Origin of the sequence: Mesorhizobium sp. M0106 (assembly GCF_040322715.1) — a bacterium.
Lineage (GTDB): Bacteria > Pseudomonadota > Alphaproteobacteria > Rhizobiales > Rhizobiaceae > Mesorhizobium.
Map to the genome: position 1 here is coordinate 39,407 of NZ_JAMYUA010000007.1, position 18,663 is coordinate 58,069.

At 61.8% G+C, this 18,663-nt stretch carries 15 protein-coding genes and 1 pseudogene; 9 read left to right on the top strand and 7 right to left on the bottom strand.

Going from position 1 to position 18,663, the window contains the following annotated elements; translation table 11 throughout:
- Positions 1-76 precede the first annotated feature (76 nt).
- Genes NKJ55_RS09435 through NKJ55_RS09450 form a run of 4 tightly spaced genes read left to right on the top strand, consistent with a single transcriptional unit; the run spans position 77 to position 4,106 of the window.
- On the top strand, positions 77-955 hold the full coding sequence (locus tag NKJ55_RS09435) for an ABC transporter permease (RefSeq protein WP_023675645.1): 879 nt from the start codon (positions 77-79) through the stop codon (positions 953-955).
- Entirely contained in the window at positions 952-1,773 is an 822-nt protein-coding gene (locus NKJ55_RS09440; protein WP_352449661.1) for an ABC transporter permease, read from the top strand. Before NKJ55_RS09435 ends, NKJ55_RS09440 begins: the two co-directional genes overlap by 4 nt.
- Before the next feature lie 22 nt (positions 1,774-1,795).
- Complete coding sequence (locus tag NKJ55_RS09445; RefSeq protein WP_352449662.1) at positions 1,796-2,938, top strand: extracellular solute-binding protein; 1,143 nt, start codon at positions 1,796-1,798, stop codon at positions 2,936-2,938.
- Positions 2,931-4,106, top strand: coding sequence for an ABC transporter ATP-binding protein (locus tag NKJ55_RS09450; protein ID WP_352449663.1), 1,176 nt, complete (start codon positions 2,931-2,933; stop codon positions 4,104-4,106). The genes NKJ55_RS09445 and NKJ55_RS09450 overlap by 8 nt, the downstream gene beginning before the upstream one ends.
- 19 nt (positions 4,107-4,125) lie before the next feature.
- On the opposite strand, the pseudogene NKJ55_RS09455 reads toward NKJ55_RS09450, so the two are convergent.
- The 7 genes and pseudogenes from NKJ55_RS09455 to NKJ55_RS09485 all read right to left on the bottom strand — a co-directional run bounded on the left by NKJ55_RS09455 (position 4,126) and on the right by NKJ55_RS09485 (position 11,856).
- Positions 4,126-5,104: pseudogene (locus NKJ55_RS09455) on the bottom strand (branched-chain amino acid ABC transporter permease).
- Between the two features lies 1 nt (position 5,105).
- Positions 5,106-5,966, bottom strand: a complete 861-nt coding sequence (locus tag NKJ55_RS09460; RefSeq protein ID WP_352449664.1) for a branched-chain amino acid ABC transporter permease — start codon at positions 5,964-5,966, stop codon at positions 5,106-5,108.
- A 102-nt stretch (positions 5,967-6,068) separates the two neighbouring features.
- Positions 6,069-7,061, bottom strand: a complete 993-nt coding sequence (locus NKJ55_RS09465) for an ABC transporter ATP-binding protein (protein ID WP_352449665.1) — start codon at positions 7,059-7,061, stop codon at positions 6,069-6,071.
- Positions 7,058-8,083: an ABC transporter ATP-binding protein gene (locus NKJ55_RS09470; protein ID WP_352449666.1), complete on the bottom strand. Its 1,026-nt coding sequence runs from the start codon at positions 8,081-8,083 to the stop codon at positions 7,058-7,060. The genes NKJ55_RS09465 and NKJ55_RS09470 overlap by 4 nt, the downstream gene beginning before the upstream one ends.
- A complete protein-coding gene (locus tag NKJ55_RS09475; RefSeq protein ID WP_023675638.1) occupies positions 8,073-9,047 on the bottom strand; it encodes an ABC transporter permease in 975 nt (324 codons plus the stop codon). Before NKJ55_RS09475 ends, NKJ55_RS09470 begins: the two co-directional genes overlap by 11 nt.
- Complete coding sequence (locus NKJ55_RS09480) at positions 9,047-10,075, bottom strand: ABC transporter permease (protein WP_352449667.1); 1,029 nt, start codon at positions 10,073-10,075, stop codon at positions 9,047-9,049. The genes NKJ55_RS09475 and NKJ55_RS09480 overlap by 1 nt, the downstream gene beginning before the upstream one ends.
- Before the next feature lie 107 nt (positions 10,076-10,182).
- Positions 10,183-11,856 carry an ABC transporter substrate-binding protein gene (locus tag NKJ55_RS09485; RefSeq protein WP_352449668.1) on the bottom strand — a complete coding sequence of 558 codons (1,674 nt, stop codon included), beginning with the start codon at positions 11,854-11,856 and terminating at the stop codon, positions 10,183-10,185.
- A 299-nt stretch (positions 11,857-12,155) separates the two neighbouring features.
- Here NKJ55_RS09485 and NKJ55_RS09490 point away from each other — a divergent pair, with 299 nt between their 5' ends.
- The 5 genes from NKJ55_RS09490 to nadE all read left to right on the top strand — a co-directional run bounded on the left by NKJ55_RS09490 (position 12,156) and on the right by nadE (position 18,661).
- A complete protein-coding gene (locus tag NKJ55_RS09490) occupies positions 12,156-12,881 on the top strand; it encodes a LuxR family transcriptional regulator (protein ID WP_352449669.1) in 726 nt (241 codons plus the stop codon).
- Between the two features lie 173 nt (positions 12,882-13,054).
- The gene (locus NKJ55_RS09495; RefSeq protein ID WP_352449670.1) at positions 13,055-13,954 is read left to right on the top strand and encodes a proline iminopeptidase-family hydrolase; all 900 of its coding nucleotides are present in this window, start codon (positions 13,055-13,057) and stop codon (positions 13,952-13,954) included.
- A 486-nt stretch (positions 13,955-14,440) separates the two neighbouring features.
- Positions 14,441-14,689, top strand: coding sequence for a hypothetical protein (locus NKJ55_RS09500; protein ID WP_156937305.1), 249 nt, complete (start codon positions 14,441-14,443; stop codon positions 14,687-14,689).
- A gap of 253 nt (positions 14,690-14,942) precedes the next feature.
- On the top strand, positions 14,943-17,681 hold the full coding sequence (locus tag NKJ55_RS09505; RefSeq protein ID WP_502904469.1) for an AMP-binding protein: 2,739 nt from the start codon (positions 14,943-14,945) through the stop codon (positions 17,679-17,681).
- The gene (gene nadE, locus NKJ55_RS09510) at positions 17,678-18,661 is read left to right on the top strand and encodes an NAD(+) synthase (RefSeq protein WP_352449782.1); all 984 of its coding nucleotides are present in this window, start codon (positions 17,678-17,680) and stop codon (positions 18,659-18,661) included. Before NKJ55_RS09505 ends, nadE begins: the two co-directional genes overlap by 4 nt.
- The last annotated feature ends 2 nt before the right edge of the window (positions 18,662-18,663 follow it).

Here is an 18,663-nt window from a genome sequence, read left to right on the forward strand (position 1 = left end):
TGAACGCCGATCGCCCAATCTAGTCCGGAGCCGAGCCCGGTGATGGCGGCTTGCACATAAAGTGGTTGGACGGGTCGTGACCAAAGGGTGGAAATTATACGATCAGCGACTGGCCTGGGTCCTCGTCGCGCCTGTGCTTTTACTGCTTACCCTGCTTCTGCTGCTGCCGATCGCGATGATGACGGTCTACACGTTTTTCACCTTCGTCACCGCGGGGGTGGAGTCGGCGGTGCTGACCTTCGACAACTGGAAGGAATTCCTCACCGACAGCTACTATCACGGTTTTCTTTGGAAGACCGTTCGCGTCGGCGCCATCACCGCTGTGATCTGCGCGATCCTTGGCTATTTCCCCGCCTATTTCATCTGGGCCACGACCTTCAGGCACAAATGGCTGTTGTTGCTGCTGCTCATCGTGCCGTTCTGGATCAGCTTCACCATCCGGACATTCTCGTGGATCCATATTCTCGGCGAACAGGGGCTGATCAACGTCGTGCTCATCAGGCTGGGGGTTATCAACGAACCGTTGCCAATGCTCTACACCGAGGGCGCCGTCATCATGGGGCTGCTGCATTTTCTGCTGCCCTATATGATCCTGAACGTCTATGTCAGCCTGGAAAGCATCGACCGCACGCTGATCGCCGCCGCCCGCTCGATGGGCTGTACCAGCGCGCAGGCGTTTCGCGAAGTGACCCTGCCGCTATCGATGCCGGGGCTGGGCGCCGGGCTGCTGCTCTGCTTCGTGCTGGCGGCCGGCTCCTATGTGACGCCGCAGCTGCTCGGCGGCAGCCGCGATGCGCTGTTCGGCAACTTGATCTACGACACCATCATGGGGCAGCTCAATTGGCCGATGGGCGCCACGCTTTCCATCGTCCTGTTCGTTCTGCTCGGCGCGGCCGCGGCCGCCTACAGCCGCTATATGGGCCTATCGCAGATCATGAAGGGCCTCAGTGCATGAGAGCGGATCATCCCGATCGCGAAGGCAGATGGGCGTGGCGGCTGACCGGCGCGATCACGGTGTGCGTCTACGTCTTCATGTTTGCGCCGATCCTCGCCACGGTCGTGCTTTCCTTCAACGCCTCGATGTTCGGCGGCTTTCCCCTCACCGGCTTCAGCCTGCGATGGTACGAAAAGCTGCTCACCAACGAGCCGGTTCTCGACGCCTTCCGGACATCGATGTGGATTGCCCTGGTGACGGCAACGGTGACGACGCTGCTCGGCATCATGGCGGCATTGGCGCTGGTGCGCTTCGAGTTCCGTGGCAAGCAGGCGATCAACACGCTTGTCATTCTTCCCGCGCTGGTCCCCGAAACGATACTCGGCGTCGGCCTGCTGGTCATGATCAAAGCCGTCGACCAGCCGCGCAGCATGACGCTGCTGGTGCTCGGCCACATTCTGCTCACGCTCCCCTACGTGGTGCTGATCGTCCAGGCGCGCATGATCGGCATAAAGCGTTCCTATGAGGAGGCGGCGCTTTCGCTCGGGGCGCCGCGTGTGTCGACATTCCGCGAAATCACGCTGCCGCTGCTCATTCCCGCAGTGCTTGCCAGTGTTCTGCTCGCTTTCACCATTTCGTTCGACAACACCTCGGCCAGCCTGTTCTGGCGGCCGGCGGGCGTCGAGACCATGCCGACGCAAATCCTTTCGATGCTGAAGATCTCGATCAGCCCCGAGGTGAACGCGCTCGGAACCGTCATGATCCTTTTGACGGTCGGCATTCCCTTGGCTGGCGGGCTCGTCCTGCAAAGCCTCACCTGGTTCAAGGCAGGCAAGTGAAAATGAAAATGGGAGAATGGAAATGAAACTGACAACCACCAAACGACTGGAACGGCTCAACGAACGCTATGCCAATGGCGACATCAGCCGCCGATCGTTCCTGACGCTGACGGCCGCCGCTGCCGCCGCCACCGGGCTTTCCATGCCCTGGATGGGACGGGCGCTGGCCGCGGTTTCGGAAGTGCGCTTCGACGGATGGGGCGGCGTGGTGCAGGAGGCGATCGATAAGTACGCGTTCCAGCCTTACACCGCCAAGTCCAAGGTCAAGGTCGTCCAGGGCACCTTTGGCGACGAGAACGAGATCATCACCAAAATCAAGACGTCGAAACCAGGCGACTTCCAGATCGTCCATTCTTCCGGCGTCAACTACTACATCAAATACGTCAATGGCGGTTTCAATTCGGAGATCAACGAGGCGAACATTCCGAACATGGCGAATGTCCTGACCGCCATGATCGAGCCGTTCCGCAAGATCACGCCGAAGCTGTCGGCAGTGCCATATGATTACGGCACCACCGGCATCGCCTACAACAACAAGGTCATCTCGCCGGAGGAAGCCAAGGAAAAGGGCGCCAACCTGCTTACCGACAAGAAATATGCCGGCAAGATCGGCGGCTACGCCGATATGACGACGCGCGTCTGGTATGCGGCGCTGCAGACGAAACAGGACCCCAACAACATTCAGGACATGGACGTCGTCTGGGCCAAGGTTCGCGAGACCCGCGACCTGGCCAAGAAATTCTGGAGTTCCGGCGCGGAACTGATGGACCTCCTTTCGCGCAACGAGATCGTCGTCACCGATGCCTGGTCAGGACGTGTCGCCGCCCTGCAGCAGCAGGGCCAGCCGATCGGCTATCTCGACCCTGCCGGCTCATACGCGTGGATGGAGGATATGCTAGTGCTCAAGGGTTCGCCGATGGCCGAATGCGAGGAACTGATCAACTTCATGCTGGATCCGGCCACGTCGATCGCCGTCGCCGAGGGCCAGAACTATCCGCCGTCGCTTGACCCGACCAAGGTGAAGCTGACCGACAGGATCGCGGCGCTTCCGGCCTTCGACCCGACTGGATCGATGAAATCGCTGACCTTCGCCGATCCGCTCTACTGGGCGAAGAACGAAGACGCCTGGACCAAGCAATGGGACAGGGTGTCGAAAGGTGCATGACGACAACAGCCACGACCAGCAGCCCCGGCCGGCTTCGGCCGGGGCTGATGGCGACCCGCTCGCCCAGAGCGAGCGGCAGCCGACAGGAAAGCCTGCGGTCGAGTTTCGCGACATCGATATTTTCTACGGCAAGTTCGCCGCTGTGCGCGATTTTTCACTGGCAATCCGCAAAGGTAGTTTCGTCACCTTGCTGGGGCCGTCCGGGTGCGGCAAAACGACGATCCTGCGCTCGATCGCGGGCCTGGTCGACATCTCCAGTGGCCAGATCTCGATCGGCGGAAAGCGGGTCGACGACATCCCGATCTACAAACGCAACATTGGTCTGGTGTTCCAGAACTACGCGCTCTTTCCGCACAAGAACGTCTTCGACAACGTCGCATTCGGCCTGAAATACCGAAACGTGCCGAAACCGGAAATCGTGCGCCGGGTCAAGAAGGCGCTGGATATGGTGCGGCTGCCCGGCAGTGAGACAAAGCTGCCGTCGCAGCTCTCGGGCGGCCAGCAGCAACGCATCGCACTGGCCCGCGCCATCGTCTTCGAGCCGGAAGTGCTGCTGCTGGACGAGCCCTTGTCGGCGCTCGACGCCAATATGCGCGAGGACATGCGCGTCGAGATCAAGAAAATCCAGAGGGAGACGGGCATCACCGCTATCTTCGTGACGCACGACCAGGAAGAAGCCTTGTCGATGTCCGACCATATCGTCGTGATGAACGCCGGCCTGATCGAGCAGATCGGCTCCCCCGCGCAGGTCTATGACCAGCCGGCCACCGCATTCGTCGCCAATTTCCTTGGCAAGGCCAACATGCTGCCCGGCAGCGTGACAGTGATGGACGGCAAGATGGCGACGATCGCGCTGGCCAGCGGCCATGTCGTAAAGGCGGCCGCGCCGAAGGCGCTCGCGACCGGCAGCGCGGTCACCGTCGTCGTTCGCCCGCAGAAGCTTACCGTCGGTACCGCCGGTGCTGCCAACAGGCTGGCGGGACGGATCGTCTCGACCTCCTATCTCGGCGGCAATGCGGTCTACGAGATCGACATCGGCGCCGGCACGCTGGTGCGCGCTAACACGTTGATCGACGGCCAGCCGCTGCGTGAAGGCGAAGCGGTCGATGTCTGCTTCGACCCGCTGGGCTGCGTGCTTCTCGACGCGCAAGGCTTACGCATCGCCTAGCGAGGCGGAACTGAGCCGTTCAGTCTTTCGCGTCACCCTTTGGCCCGAGAAACCGCGCATAGACCTCACCGACAATACCGCGCCGGAAAACCAGCACGCAGACCATGAAGGTCAGGCCAGTGGCGATGGTCACCGGAAAGTTCGAGGTGGCGAGCGTGTTTTCCAGGCCGACGACCAGACTGGCGCCAATGATCGGCCCGGCCATGGTGCCGATGCCGCCGAGGAGCGTCATCAGGATCACCTCGCCCGACATCTGCCAGGTGACGTCGGTGAGCGTGGCAAGCTGAAAAACGATCGCCTTGAGCGCGCCGGCCAGCCCGGCCAATGTTGCCGACATGACGAAAGCCGCCAGCTTGTAGTTGGCGACGGAATAGCCGAGCGAAATGGCCCGGCTCTCGTTTTCCCGGATGGAACGCAGGATCATGCCGAAAGGCGAGTTGATGATGCGCCAGATGGCGAACACGCCGATCAGGAAGACCGCCAGCACGAAATAATAGATGTTCATCGAGACGTTCACGTCGAGCATTCCAAGCAGCCTGCCGCGCGGCACGCCCTGGATGCCGTCCTCACCTCCGGTGAACGGCGCCTGCACGCAGAAGAAGAAGAACATCTGCGACAGCGCCAGCGTGATCATGGCGAAATAGATGCCTTACCGGCGGATGGCAAAGAAGCCCATCACAAGGCCGAGCAGCGCAGCTCCCAGGACACCGAGCAGGATGCCCGCTTCCGGCGGGCAGCCCCAGACCTTGACCGCGTAATGCGGTGAAATAGGCCGCCCCGCCGAAGAATGTCGCATGGCCGAAGGACAACAGCCCAGTGTAGCCGAGCAGAAGGTTGAACGCGCAGGCAAACAGCGCAAAGCACAGCATCTTCATAAGGAAGATCGGATAGACGAAGAAAGGCGCCACCAGCGGCGCCAGGATGCCGAGCCCGACCAGCGCCCATTCAAGCCGTGCCGAATTCTTGGCACACGTCTCGCGAAGTGTCAGTTCGGCCATCTCAGGCATCCCTTCCGAACAGGCCGGCTGGCCGGACCAGAAGCACGATTGCCATGATGACGAAGACCACCAGATTGGAGGCTTCGGGATAGAAGACCTTGGTCAGGCCTTCGGCGAGGCCAAGCATGTAACCGGTGACGATCGCCCCGAGGATCGATCCCATGCCGCCGACCACGACGACGGCGAAGACGACGATGATGAGGTCAGATCCCATCAGCGGGCTCACCTGATAGATCGGCGCGGCGAGAACCCCCGCAAGCCCGGCAAGAGCGGCGCCGAGGCCGTAGGTGAGGGTCAGCAGCAACGGCACGTTGACGCCGAAAGCCTGCACCAGCCCGGGGTTCTCCGTCGCCGCCCGCAGATAGGAGCCCAGCCTGGTCTTCTCAATCAGCGCCCAGGTGCCAAAACAGACGATCATCGAGGCGACCACTACCCAGCCGCGGTAATTAGGCAGGAACATGAAGCCGAGATCGGTTCCTCCCGAGAGCAGCGGCGGCACGGAATAAGGGCTTCCCGATACGCCATAGTAGTAACGGAACACTCCTTCGAGCACGAGCGCGAGGCCAAAGGTGAAAAGCAACCCGTAGAGCGGGTCGATGTCGTAAAGCCTCGACAGCGCCAGGCGCTCGACCACGACGCCGAAGCCGCCGACGATCAGCGGCGACAGGATCAGGGTGAGAAGCAGGTACCCGACGAAGGCGCCGAGCATATAGAGCGCGCCGTGGGCAAAATTGATGACGCGCATCAGGCCGAATATGACAGCCAGGCCCAGGCTCAACATTGCGTAGAACGAGCCGTTGATGAGGCCGACCAGCAATTGGCCGAGGAATGCCTGAACGGGTATTCCGAAGATCATCGTCATAGCGTCGGATCGTGCGGCGTCCAGATCGGCCTCTATTCTCGCCGAAGCGACGATTACGGCTGAACGGTCCTGATCCGATATCGCTGAACGAGAATTCCCTCGTCAACCGCCGGCTGGATGATGGCAAGCAACCAGGCGGCCCTCGCCAATGCTTTGGAGAAGCGGACGGTCGCTGCGGCAGATCGGGGTGGCAGCTGGGCAACGGGTGTGGAACCGGCACCCTGAGGGTGGGCTCATCGGGCTGGGCAGGTCACCCTTGAGCACCAGTCGGCCGCGCCGCGCCCGGTCGATGCTGGGTATCGGCACGGCGGAACGCAGCGCCGCGGTGTAATGATGTCTGGGCGCCGCAAAGACCTCGTCGGTCGGCCCGCTCTCCACGATCGATCCCAGATACATCACCGCCACACGGCTCGAGATCTGACGCACCACGGAAAGGTCGTGAGCGATGAACACATAAGTCAGGTTGTACTCCTCGCGCAGGTCGGCGAGCAGATTGACGATCTGCGCCTGGATCGACACGTCGAGCGCCGAGACCGGCTCGTCGGCCACGATCAGCCGTGGCCGCAGCGCCAGCGCGCGGGCGATGCCGATACGCTGGCGCTGGCCGCCGGAGAATTCGTGCGGGTAGCGCGATGCGTGCTGGGGCGACAAGTCGACCCGGCGCAGGAGCTCGGCCACGCGGTCCGCCATTTCCGATGCCGAGAGGCGTTCATGGATGCGGAACGGATCGGCCAGCAGATCGCCGACCCGCCGGCGCGGATTGAGCGAAGCGCTGGGATCCTGAAAGACCATCTGCATCTGCCGCCGCAACGGACGAAGCTGGCGCTGGGAGGCGTCGCTGATGTCGCGGCCCTCGAATTCCAGCGACCCCGAGCTGATTTCGGTCAGACGCACCAGACACCGGCCAAGCGTGGATTTGCCGCAACCGGACTCGCCGACGATGCCGAGGGTCTCCCCGGGCCAGATGTCGAGCGACACCGTATCAACCGCATGCACGGTCCGGCGCTGCGCCGGGAAGATCGAGCGGCCGACGCTATAGCGCTTCGACAGGTCGCCGGCACGAAGCAGCGGACGTTCGCGTGGCATGGCATTCATCGTTGCATCTCCACCACGCCGCCAGGCCTCTGGGCAGCGAATTGTCTGCGCGTAGGCTCCGGCAACAGGCACGCGGCGCGATGCCTCTCGCCTTGCATGATCGGCAGTTGAACCAGACAGGCGTCATGGCGAAAGGCGCAGCGGGGGCTGAAGGCGCAGCCTTTCGGCAGGTTGGAGAGCGACGGCGGAATTCCCGGAATGGCAGCGAGCCGGGCTGAACGTGGTCCCTCCATCGGCGGGATCGAGCCGAACAAGCCCCATGTGTAGGGATGCAGCGGCGCCCGGAACACGCTGCTCTTGCCGCCCTCCTCGACAAAGCGTCCGCCATACATCACCAGTACCCGGTCCGCGACTTCGGCGACGACGCCAAGATCGTGCGTGACCAGGATCACAGCGGAACCGAACTGGTCGCGCAATCGTCCGATCAGTTCGAGGATCTGCGCCTGCACGGTAACATCGAGGGCTGTAGTCGGTTCATCCGCGACGAGCAGCGCCGGGTTGCACGAGAGCGCCATGGCAATCACCGCGCGCTGGCGCATACCGCCGGAAAGCTGGTGCGGGTAGCTGTCGATGACCCGATCCGGATTTGCGATGCCGACCGCATCCAGCAATTGCACGGCCCTCGCCCGTGCCGCTTTCGCCGACACTTTTTCATGCGCGCGGACCTGCTCGCCGATCTGGTTGCCGATCGTATGCACCGGGGTGAGCGCAGACATCGGATCCTGGAAGATCATCGCGATCTGGCGGCCGCGAATGGCATCGAGCGCACGCCGCTTGAGCCCGATCAGCTCCTGTCCCATGAAACGGATGGAACCGGAGACGATAGCGTTGGGGCTGTCGATCAACCCCATAATGGCGAGCAAGGTCTGGCTTTTGCCCGAACCGGATTCGCCGACCACACCGACGATCTCGCGCTGCTCGACGGAGAACGAAACACCTCCCACCGCGCGCACCAGGCCCTCGTCGCTGCGGAAGGAGACGGTGAGGTCCTTGACCACCAGAAGAGGAGCATCAGCCGACATCGCGAGCCCTCGGGTCGATGAAGACGAAGACCACGTCGACGACGAAGTTTGCCATCACCACGAAGAAGGCGGCGTAGATCACCGTGGCAAGGATCATCGGCAGATCGAGCGTCTGCAGCGCCTCGTAGGTCAGTTTTCCGACGCCCTGCAGTCCGAAGACCACTTCGGTCAGCAGCGCGCCGCCACCGACCAGGGCACCGAAGTCGAGGCCGAACATGGTAACAAATGCGACCAGCGAGGTCCTGAGGCCATGATGCAGCACCACCCGCCGCTCGCCGATCCCCTTGGCTCGGGCGGTGCGGATGAAATCCTCCTGCATCATCTCGATCAGGCTTGCCCGCAGCACCCGGCCGTAGAGGCCGACATAAAGGGTTGCCAGCGTGAACCACGGAATGACGAGCGCCTTGAACCAGCCCCAGGGATTCTCGGTCAGGGGGATGTAGCCGAGCGGAGGAACCCAGGAAAACAGCCAGCTGTCGTGCCAGCGGCTTTGCGTCAGCAGGTTGGCGACCTCGCCCAGCCAGAAGACCGGGATCGACACGCCTACCAGGCTCAGGATCATCAGCGCGCGATCAATGAATGTACCGCGCGTTGCGCCTGCGATCACACCGACGATCAATCCGCCGAGCACCCACAGCACTGCCGCGCCGCCGACCAGCGACAGCGTCACGGGAATGGCGCTTATCACGGTCGGGATGACGCGCTGCCCGCGATTGACGAAGGAGGTGAGATCGCGGCTGACGAAAAGCCGGTTCATCATCAGCCCATATTGCACCGGCAATGGCCGGTCGAGACCGAAATCGTGGCGCACCTGGATCAGCGTCTCTTGCGAAGCATTGCGGCCGGCAATGCGCGCCGATGGATCAGCGCCAGGCGTCGCAAAGAAGATCAGGAAAGCGACGACGCTGATACCGAACATAACCAGCACCATCTGGCCAAGCCGGAAGCCGAGCGCGGCAACCACTAGACGCCCCTCGGCGAGGATTTCGGATCGAGCGCGTCGCGCACGCCGTCGCCCAGAATGTTTAGGGCCAGCACCGTGATCACAATGGCTAGCCCCGGCGCCAGTGCCACGACCGGCCGCGAATAGAGCAGGCCCTGGCCGTCCTGGATGATCGTGCCCCAGCTGGCATCCGGCGGCTGCACGCCGATCGACAGGAACGACAGCGAGGATTCCGTCATCATGTTGAGCGCCAGGATCAACGGCACGAAAACGATGATGCGGGTCACCACATTGGGCATGATGTCGCGCAAAAGGATGCGCCAGGGCGATGCGCCAAGGCCGATCGCAGCGGTGACGAATTCGGCATGCATTAAGGTCAGGACATGGCCGCGGATCGGCCGCGCCACATAGGGCACATAGACGATGCCGATGATGAAGACCGGTAGCCACAGGCTGCCGGAGCGGATTTCGAACGGACCGATCTGGATACTCTGCGCAATCAGCACGATCGACAACGAAATCGCCAACAGGAAAATCGGAAAAGCCCAGAGCACGTCGAGAATGCGCGACAGGCCGATGTCGACGATGCCGCCGAAGAAGCCGGAAACGACCCCCAGGAATGTCGCGAGGACAAGGCACAGCACGGCTGCAGCACCCGAGATCAACAGCGAATCCCGTCCGCCGTAGAGCAGCCGCGCCGCGACGTCACGGCCCTGGTTGTCGGCACCGAGCATATAGGGGCCGATGCGCCAGGTCGGCCCGACCGGCGTCATGCCGAGGCCAAGGCCTTCGGTGGAGGGCTGCAGCACCGGCTGGGTCACCCCATCGACGACGATCTCGCCATTGAGATTGGTCACAAATGGATCGGTGCCGGAGACGTATCGCGCATAAAGCGGCGCCGCGAGCGAGGCGATCACGATGACGACGAGCACGGCGAAGGCAGATATTGCCGAACGATCGCCTTTCAGCTTGCGCCAAGCGGTGCGCCACGGGCCATCGGTGGCCCGGCGAACCGGGATGGCAGGCTGGTCCGCAATGACATTGACCATGAACAGGATTGCCTGGGAAAAATCGCGGCCTGGAAGATGCGCTGATCCGCCGGAAAAGGAAATGCGACGGAGAGCCAGCGGCACTCCGTCGCATTGGCTCCGGTCGGCTATTCCACCCAGGACTGGCTGACAATCCAGTAGAATTGCGGGCTGAAGGTGAAGTTCTTCAGCCTGGAAGAGATCACATCGACGCGCTTTGGCGTGAACAGGACAGCGACCGGAGCCTTGTCCGTCACAGCCTTGTCGATGGCGGTCCAGAGTGTCGCGCCCTTGGCCGGATCGGCGATGGTGGCTGCCTCTGCCTCGTCCATCGATGCGTCGATCGACTTGTCGCAGAGCCCCGAAATATTGACCGAGGCGTCGGAGCCCGGCGTAAACGAGGCACAGCTGAACAAGACCTGCAGGAAATTCGATGGCGCCGGGTAATCCTGGAACCATTGCGAGATCGAAATCTGCACCTTGTTATTGGTGTTCTGGATGTAGGTGAACTGTATGTTCTGCGAGATCGGCTTGACCGACGTCTTGTAGCCAAGCTGGTTGAGCACATCCTGCAGGTAGACGCCGATCGCCTTGGAAACCGTGGTGTCCTCGGTGATGATCGTCACCTCCTGACCTGCGGTTCCCGATTCCGCGACCAATTGCTTGGCCTTGTCCATATCCGGCGCCGACCACTTCTCACCTGGATTGGCCGTGAACGGGCAATAGGCCGCGAATGACGGGAAGCCCGGCGGCAGGATCTGACAGGCCGGCTGCGCCAGATTGCTGCCGCCGAACAGCTTGACGATCGCGGCGCGGTCGATCGCGAAGTTCACGGCTTGGCGAACGCGGATGTCGTTGAACGGCGCCAGATTGGTGTTCATCGGCGCATACCACATTGCCGTCAGCGGGTGAACCGTGACCTGCGCGGCATATTTGGTGCCGAGTTCGGCGAGACGGTCGGACGGCGGTGGGTCGAACATCCAGTCCGCCTGGCCATTCTCGACCGCCGTCACCGCCGCCTCGTCGGTAAGGCCGAATTCATAGTCGATCTCATCCGGATACCCGGCCGGCTGCGCTGCCTTGCTCCATTCCTTGAAGTGAGGATTGCGCACAATCTTCATTAGCTTGTTGGGGTCGTAGCTGGCGATCATGTACGGTCCGGTACCCGGGATCGGATCGGTGCCGGCGTCCTTCAGCGGCGCGCTCGCCGGCAGGATCGACGCGTGTGGAACGGCCAGCTTCTGCAGGAACTCGGCATCCGGCTGGACCAGGTTGAAGGTAATGCTTCCGGCCGCATCGTCGACCGACAGGCCACCTTCGAGGGTGCATGCAGCGGGGGCCTTCAAGCACGCATCCGCGCCGACGACGCCTTTGTAGAAGGTCCCGGCCGTCGGCCCGCTGATCTTGAAGATGCGTTGGAACGAAGCCACCACGTCCTTCGTGGTGACATCCGAGCCATCCGCGAATTTGATGCCCTTGCGCAGCTTGAAGACGTAGGTCTTGCCGCCGTTCTCGACCTGCGGGAGGCTTTCCGCCAGGTCCGCGACGACTTCGAAGCCGGTCTTGTCCCCGGCCTTCTTGTAGGTCACCAGGCCATCGTAAAGGACATAATTGATCTGGAAATACTGCAGCGTGTAGTTGATGTGCGGATCGGCGGTGCCTGCCGCGGCATTGGCCAGCAGTCGGAGTGTGCCGCCTGGCTTGCCCTCGGTGGCCAAGGCACTGCTTGCCGGCGACATCATGGTCACGCCGAGCAGAGCCAGGCAGGGTATCAACGCTGCAAATGCTTTTTGGGGTCGCATATTTGTTCCCTCATGGAGGCGTGTCGGCTTTTGCCGCGCTGAACCCGGTCGATCGACCATTGCGCGGCTGAAACAGTCTGGGTTTGTGAACGGTGTCCGCTACTTGGCCCAATCGCAAAAGACTACGGCGAGCGAAGCCGGACGGGATAGCTATTAAGATAGATAGGGTCGGACAGGCTTATCCCCGCCTATTTGTTGAGCAGCCGGCCGACATGGCTATTTGACAAGCAATCATCAGCGGGTAAGCTTGCCCGATGCAAAGCCTTCCAGGCGATCTAGAGAGCCGGTTCCAAACCGGAATGAGCATCGACGCTGCCATGGCGGTGGCAACGGAGGTGCTGGAGCCCATCGGTTTCACCGCATTCATCTACGACTATACGCCCGTGCCGGTCAGTCACAAGGGCGAGCTTATCACGCCCTCGTTGATGGCTCTGCGCAACGTGCCGCGCGACATGCAGGATCTCTGGTGCAAGGGCGGATATTATCAGCTTGACCCGGTGCAGGAGGCCGCGCTCACCGTATCGAGACCGTTTCTCTGGTCGCACAGCGGCGTTCAGAGCACCGTCATGCAGCGCGTGCTCCAGTCCAAGCACGATCCTGTGGTCAGCTATTTGCTTGACACCAGGATGACCTGCGGCGTCACCGTACCCATTCGCCTTGCCGGCGGCGATCTCGCCACCTTCACCGCGATCCGTGCCGATCCGGAGGCCGGGTTCGAGCTCGAAGCCAGACCCTTGATCGCCGCGATCGGAGATCTGGGTCATCTGCTGCATGACTCCGCCTACGCCGGTTTCGACGCCGGAATCCGCACCTGCCAACATGTCCATCTGACGTCGCGCGAACGTCAGTGCCTGCGCCTGGCCGCTGCCGGACTGACGGCCAAGCAGGTCGCGCGTGAGATTGGCCGCGCGGTGCCTACCGCAACGCTGCACCTCAACGCGGCGACGCGAAAGCTTGGCGCGCGCAACCGCTTCCATGCCATCGCGCTCGCCGCCCATTACCGGCTGCTCGAACCGGAGCATTGAGGCTCGCGACCTGCGGGCGATCGGCCTTGCCTCGGGCAAACCTATAACCGGCGAACCTATAAATAGTGCTAGCTGTAAATGCGCCGAGCCGCTTAGTACCGTCGGCCGCAAACAAGGCTTGGGAGGGGTGCACCAAAGTGGCTCCTGCCGCGCCATGATGCGGAGCTTGGACTGTGACGGCACATGCGATCACCGAAGGATTTAGCGACTACAAGGGCTATCGCACCTGGTACCGTGTGACCGGGGACCTCGGGTCGGGCAAGCTGCCCCTGGTCGTCGCTCATGGTGGACCGGGCTGCACCCACGACTATGTGGACTCATTCAAGGAGCTTGCCGGAACCGGGCGAGCCGTCATCCACTACGATCAGATCGGCAACGGCAAATCGACCCATCTGCCGGACAAGGGCGGCGACTTCTGGACCGTCGATTTCTTCCTGGGCGAACTCGATGCGTTGCTCGCCCATCTCAGCATTGCCGGCCATTATGCCCTGCTCGGCCAGTCCTGGGGCGGCATACTCTCGGCCGAGCACGCCGTGCGCCGCCCTGAGGGGCTCAAGGCATTGATCCTGGCCAATTCGCTGGCCTCGATGGCGCTGTGGGTGGAAGGAGCCCGGCAATTGCGCGCCGAGTTGCCAGCCGATGTGCAAAGTGCGCTCGACCGGCACGAAGCGGCGGGAACCACCGATCACCCCGAATATGTTGCGGCGACGAAGGCTTTCTACGACCGTCATGTCTGTCGCGTCGTTCCGATGCCGCCAGAGGTCGCCCGGACATTTGCGGCAATCGAGGAAGATCCGACCGTCTATCACACCATGAACGGTCCCAATGAGTTCCACGTCATCGGCACGATGCGGAACTGGACCATCGTCGACCGCCTGCATCGGATCGAGGCGCCGACCCTGGTTTTCCGCGGCTTCTACGACGAAGCGACCGAGGCCTGCGTCCAGCCCTTTCTGGATCTTATCCCGTACGTTGAAGGCCTGGTCTTCCCGAATTCCAGCCACATGCCGCATGTGGAGGAAAAGCACGACTGCCTCAGCGCCGTCGGGCGCTTCCTGGCCAAATACGATTGACGTTCCAGCACCAGGCCTTCTGTTCCAACGGATCGTCGACACGACGCAGTCGTCGTGAGGCAGGTTCAGAAAACCTCGAACCGTCCCATTTCTCCGCCGACGCACATTGCTATGCCTCGGTGATGGCGACGCCACGCTATGTGGATGTCCCGCAAAGGCCTGCAGGGTCGTCCTATGAGGCCAAATCACGGGCAGAATGCCAGATCACGGACAGCATAAAGGAGCCCATTCGAGCGCCTTTTCCATTGCCCGCGGAGGCGGAGGCCTAACGTTGCGGCGCAGATTGGCATGTCGCCGGCATGGCCGCAATTAGCCTGCCTCCCCCTGAACTGGCATCCCGTCGCTGAAAAACCTGACGGATACGGAGGACCAAGTTGCCTTTGGGTACGGAAAGTATCGGACCCAAAGTTTCGCCAAGCAGTTGCAACCGAATTCATTAGCCGGCGTTAAAGTGCGGGTGATCTAGCGGGGCATGGGGAGGCTTTCATGCAGACGTATCTCGTCGAGCGTATGGACGGCGACGATGTTATCTCGGTGCGCGTTGTCAACGCGCCGAGTCCGTTCAGAGCCGCAGCTATGATGACGGGCGGGCGTATTACCTTCCGAACGTGGGAAAAGGATTGGATCCGCGTGACCGACGAAAATCGGGGACAGATCTATGCCTATTGTTTCGTCCCCGGCAGCTATTCCGACACCGAAGCATCGCCGGTATCGTCCGGAAGAACCACCGAATAGGCAATATGCCTGAATAGCGGCAATTCCATCTTCGACCCCACCTTGGTCTTCGAGCCCGCCTTGGCATGTGTCCGTGTCATGCGCACCACAACAGCCAGCGAGCCCGGCATGATTGGCTCGGCCGGCGGCTTGCGAAACAGGCGAAGTGACTAACCAAGCGTCCTTGAGGGAAGATCAGGGCATCATCAGAATGATCGATGAAAAGATTGGGGCGGGGGGCGATAAGTGACCCTAATCTTAGCGTAGGCAACTCATGTCTTCGGCATATTTGGGATCAGAAGTCGCGGATCAGGATCTAGCGGTGGATTGTCAGACAACGACCTCCGATAATTGGTCAAGTGTCCCACAATACGCACTGGATCAGGGTGGTCCCGTACTGCGCCCATTTCAAAGATTGGGCGTCGATTTTACCAACATTGCGGCCTTCGATCACCTGAGAAATGTCGTCCGCCAGTACCCCGACAAGCTTGCAATCAGCGACGGCGCCAATCGTCTGACCTATTCCCAGCTCCTCCGGTCAGTCGAGACGCTGTCCCACCAGATCGCGGCGGCCGTCCCAGACGGACAGGCGATAGGGATTCTTCAGGCCAACTCGGCCTGGTATCCCATTGCCATGCTGGCAAGCATGACGGCTGGGCGGCCTTCGGTGCCACTCAACGCGCGAGATCCTAGCTCGCGTATCCTTGAAATCGTGGCCGGGGCGCGGCTCTCAGCTGTCCTGGGCGAGGGCAATGTCCGACCCGATGGTTTGCCTCACCTGGTCAGTTGGATCGATGTGTCGACCAGTGCGGCCTCGCAGGCTGGGCAAGTGCCTCGTTCTTATTCCGTCTCGGTCGATGCGCCCGCCATCGTGCTTTATACGTCAGGGAGTACGGGCCGGCCCAAAGGCATCGTTAACAGCCAGCGCAGCTTGCTGTGCCGGGTCCAGCAATATGTCGATGCGTGCCACATCAACTCGGATGATGTTTTCTTGCCATTGACCGGACCCGCCACAATCGCCGGGTGCCGGGAGATTCTTGCTGCTCTTCTCACCGGCGCCACCTTGCATCTGGTCGAAGTCGAAGCGGTCGGCTTGCGCGCCGTTCAACGCCTGGTGCGATCCGAAGACGTGACAATCACCTATCTGGTGCCGGCACTGCTTCGCGCGCTTATGGCAGACGGACCTGCAGAAGCGTTCCATTCACTCAGAGTCGCCCGGATCGGTGGCGAGAAGGTGCCCTGGACCGACATCGCCCTGCTGCGCAAGGCCGTCTCCGATACGTGCCTTATCCAGATCGGTTACTCGTCAACCGAGACCACCGGCTCGCAATGGTTCCTGCCGCGAGACTGGCCAGAGCATGGAGATTCGGTTCCAGTTGGCTGGCTGCTGCCTGGAATCACCTTCGCAATTATCGACGAAGCGGGCCGCCGCGTTCAACCGGGCCGCAGCGGAGAGCTTCTGATCAGGAGCCCGTATGTCTTGCTTGGCCATTGGGAGGACGGGGCGGTTGTGCCGGCAACATCAGACCCGCACGATCCAGGCCTTCGGATTTTCGCGACAGGTGACCTCGTTCGACTTGATGATCAAGGCCTACTGCACATCGTCGGTCGCAAGGGGCGCCAGGTAAAAATCAACGGTCGACGCGTCGAGCCAGCCGAACTCGAACGGGTGCTGCGTTGTGCACCCTCTGTCGCGGATGCCGTGGCAATCGTGACGGCCGCGAATGAGCTTGTCGCCTTTGCTGTTCCTCGGCGCTCGGCCGAAGCGACCTTTTCGGACGAGCTTCGCCAGCTTGTCAGGACCAATCTGCCGCCGCCGCTGCGTCCCTTGCGGTTGCACACGATCGCCGAGATTCCGCGTCTGCCGAGCGGCAAAGTCGACATCACGACACTTGCAGAGATGGATCTTTCAGCCAGAGAGACAGCGGCGACCGCGCGTCCGCTCGAGCCGCGAGGCAAGCTGACCGCGCAGCAGGTTGTCCAGCGGGCATGGACCAGCATTCTCAATACGCGCGTGGCGGCAGGACGCTGGGATGACGCGGGAGGAGATTCGCTGAAGCTGCTGCACTGCGTCATGGAAATCGAAAGCGCCATCGGGCAGGAACTCGGCCTTGAGGCCTTCACCGTCGGGATGAGCCTGGAGGAAATGGTCAAGGCGGTCGTGTCCGCCCAGGCAGGCGATCAAAGCGCGCGCGCCCAGAAGCACGACCCTCCCATTCTTTTTCTGTTCCCGGGGTCCGTCGGCTATGGCCCGAGCCTTGCGGCCTTTGCAGCAGCGATGGGCAAGGTGACCCGCGTTGCCCCGATCAGGTATCCGGCCCTGGCTATGATACTGCGCGGACAAGACAGCCTCGCCGATATGGCCGACGCCGCCGTCGACCAGATCCGCCGCGCCCAACCCTCGGGCCATGTACGACTTCTCGGCCATTCGCTCGGCGGCGCTGTTGCCTTCGAAGTTGCGGCGCGGCTGCTGGCAGCGGGGCGAACCGTAAAGTTCCTCGGCATCCTCGACACCAGCCTCGTCGGGGAGCGAAGCGCCCGCTGGGAGACGTTTACGCGCACATTCAATCGAATTCGAACCAACCGCGTGTCCGCTTACCGGATGGCTTGCCGCGCCCTCGCGAAAGTCGCCGTGGCAATGAAGCGCGAGGCACAACTGGTCCAGTTTCTCGACCGCTTCGCTCAAGGACAGTTCAACGCGACGAGCTTTAGAACCAAACTGGAACTGCAAGAGGTTTTGCGCGCGCAAGCCTTCTTCCAGTGGGTGGCCGAGCCAAAGCCGGCGCTGCCGATCACAGGCACCCTGTTCCGCTGTGCTCGACCCGGAATGCCTCTGGCAATCGGCTGGGATAGCGTCTTCGCCCATCTGGACGTGATTCCGATCGTCGGCAGCCACATCGATCTGGTTGTAGAGCCTCACCTCGCCACCAATCGTCCCCTTATCGAGAAAGCGGTGGCGAAAACCTATTCGCCAATCGAGTCTCGCAAACTGGAGTACAAGCCATCGACCTGATCTCAACATTCGGCAAAGACGCGCTGGTGCTCGACGCTGGCGCGGAAGTCGATCGCATCGTCCAGATCTTGCGCCAGCAGGTCTTCGGCACGCTGCGACGTCGAGGGGTGGTTGTCGGCCTCTCAGGTGGCATCGACAGCTCCGTCGTCGCGGCGTTGTGTGTTCGCGCCTTTGGGAAAGGCAAGGTCCTCGGGATATTCATGCCGGAGCGCCATTCCTCTGGCGACTCACTGAGGCTCGGCCGCATTGTCGCCGCACACCTTGGTATCGAAACGATCCTGGAGGATATAACGCCGGCCCTGGAAGCGATCGGCGCCTATAGACGGCAGACCGAAGCAATCCAGACCGTCGTTCCCGAATATGGGGACGGCTGGAAATGCAAGCTGGTGCTCGCCTCGGTTCTCGAGAGCAACGGTCTCAACATAACGCGCCTCACGGTTCAGGACCCCGAGGGCAGGACCGACACGGTGCGCCTGCCGTCGGCAGCCTATCTGCAGATCGTCGCTGCAACCAACTACAAGCAGCGCCTGCGCAAGATGACCGAATACTACCATGCCGACCGCCTCAACTACGCGGTAGCGGGCACGCCGAACCGCCTGGAGTACGACCAGGGCTTCTTCGTCAAGCAGGGCGACGGAATTGCCGACCTGATGCCAATCGTCCACCTCTACAAGACCCAGGTCTACCAGTTGGCCGAATATCTTGGGGTGGAGGAAGAGGTCCGGCGCAGACCGCCCACCACAGACACCTTCTCGATGGCGCAGAGTCAGGAGGAGTTCTACTTCGCGCTTCCTTATTATCTGATGGATCTGTGCCTCTACGGCTTGAACCATGGGATCGCCGACGAAGACGTCGCTGAGGCAACCGGCCTCACCGTGATGCAGGTCCAGAAGGTTTTCAAGGATATCGACAGCAAGCGGCGCGCCGCACGTTATCTTCACGCGCGGCCGTTGGTGTCCTCTTCAATGGGCGAGGGCTAGGC

Coding starts and splice junctions, on each gene's coding strand:
- NKJ55_RS09440 (WP_352449661.1), top strand. CDS start 952: ATGAGAGCGGATCATCCCGATCGCGAAGGCAGATGGGCGTGGCGGCTG.
- NKJ55_RS09445 (WP_352449662.1), top strand. CDS start 1,796: ATGAAACTGACAACCACCAAACGACTGGAACGGCTCAACGAACGCTAT.
- NKJ55_RS09460 (WP_352449664.1), bottom strand. CDS start 5,966: ATGACGATGATCTTCGGAATACCCGTTCAGGCATTCCTCGGCCAATTG.
- NKJ55_RS09465 (WP_352449665.1), bottom strand. CDS start 7,061: ATGAATGCCATGCCACGCGAACGTCCGCTGCTTCGTGCCGGCGACCTG.
- NKJ55_RS09470 (WP_352449666.1), bottom strand. CDS start 8,083: ATGTCGGCTGATGCTCCTCTTCTGGTGGTCAAGGACCTCACCGTCTCC.
- NKJ55_RS09480 (WP_352449667.1), bottom strand. CDS start 10,075: ATGGTCAATGTCATTGCGGACCAGCCTGCCATCCCGGTTCGCCGGGCC.
- NKJ55_RS09485 (WP_352449668.1), bottom strand. CDS start 11,856: ATGCGACCCCAAAAAGCATTTGCAGCGTTGATACCCTGCCTGGCTCTG.
- NKJ55_RS09490 (WP_352449669.1), top strand. CDS start 12,156: ATGAGCATCGACGCTGCCATGGCGGTGGCAACGGAGGTGCTGGAGCCC.
- NKJ55_RS09500 (WP_156937305.1), top strand. CDS start 14,441: ATGCAGACGTATCTCGTCGAGCGTATGGACGGCGACGATGTTATCTCG.
- NKJ55_RS09505 (WP_502904469.1), top strand. CDS start 14,943: ATGTCTTCGGCATATTTGGGATCAGAAGTCGCGGATCAGGATCTAGCG.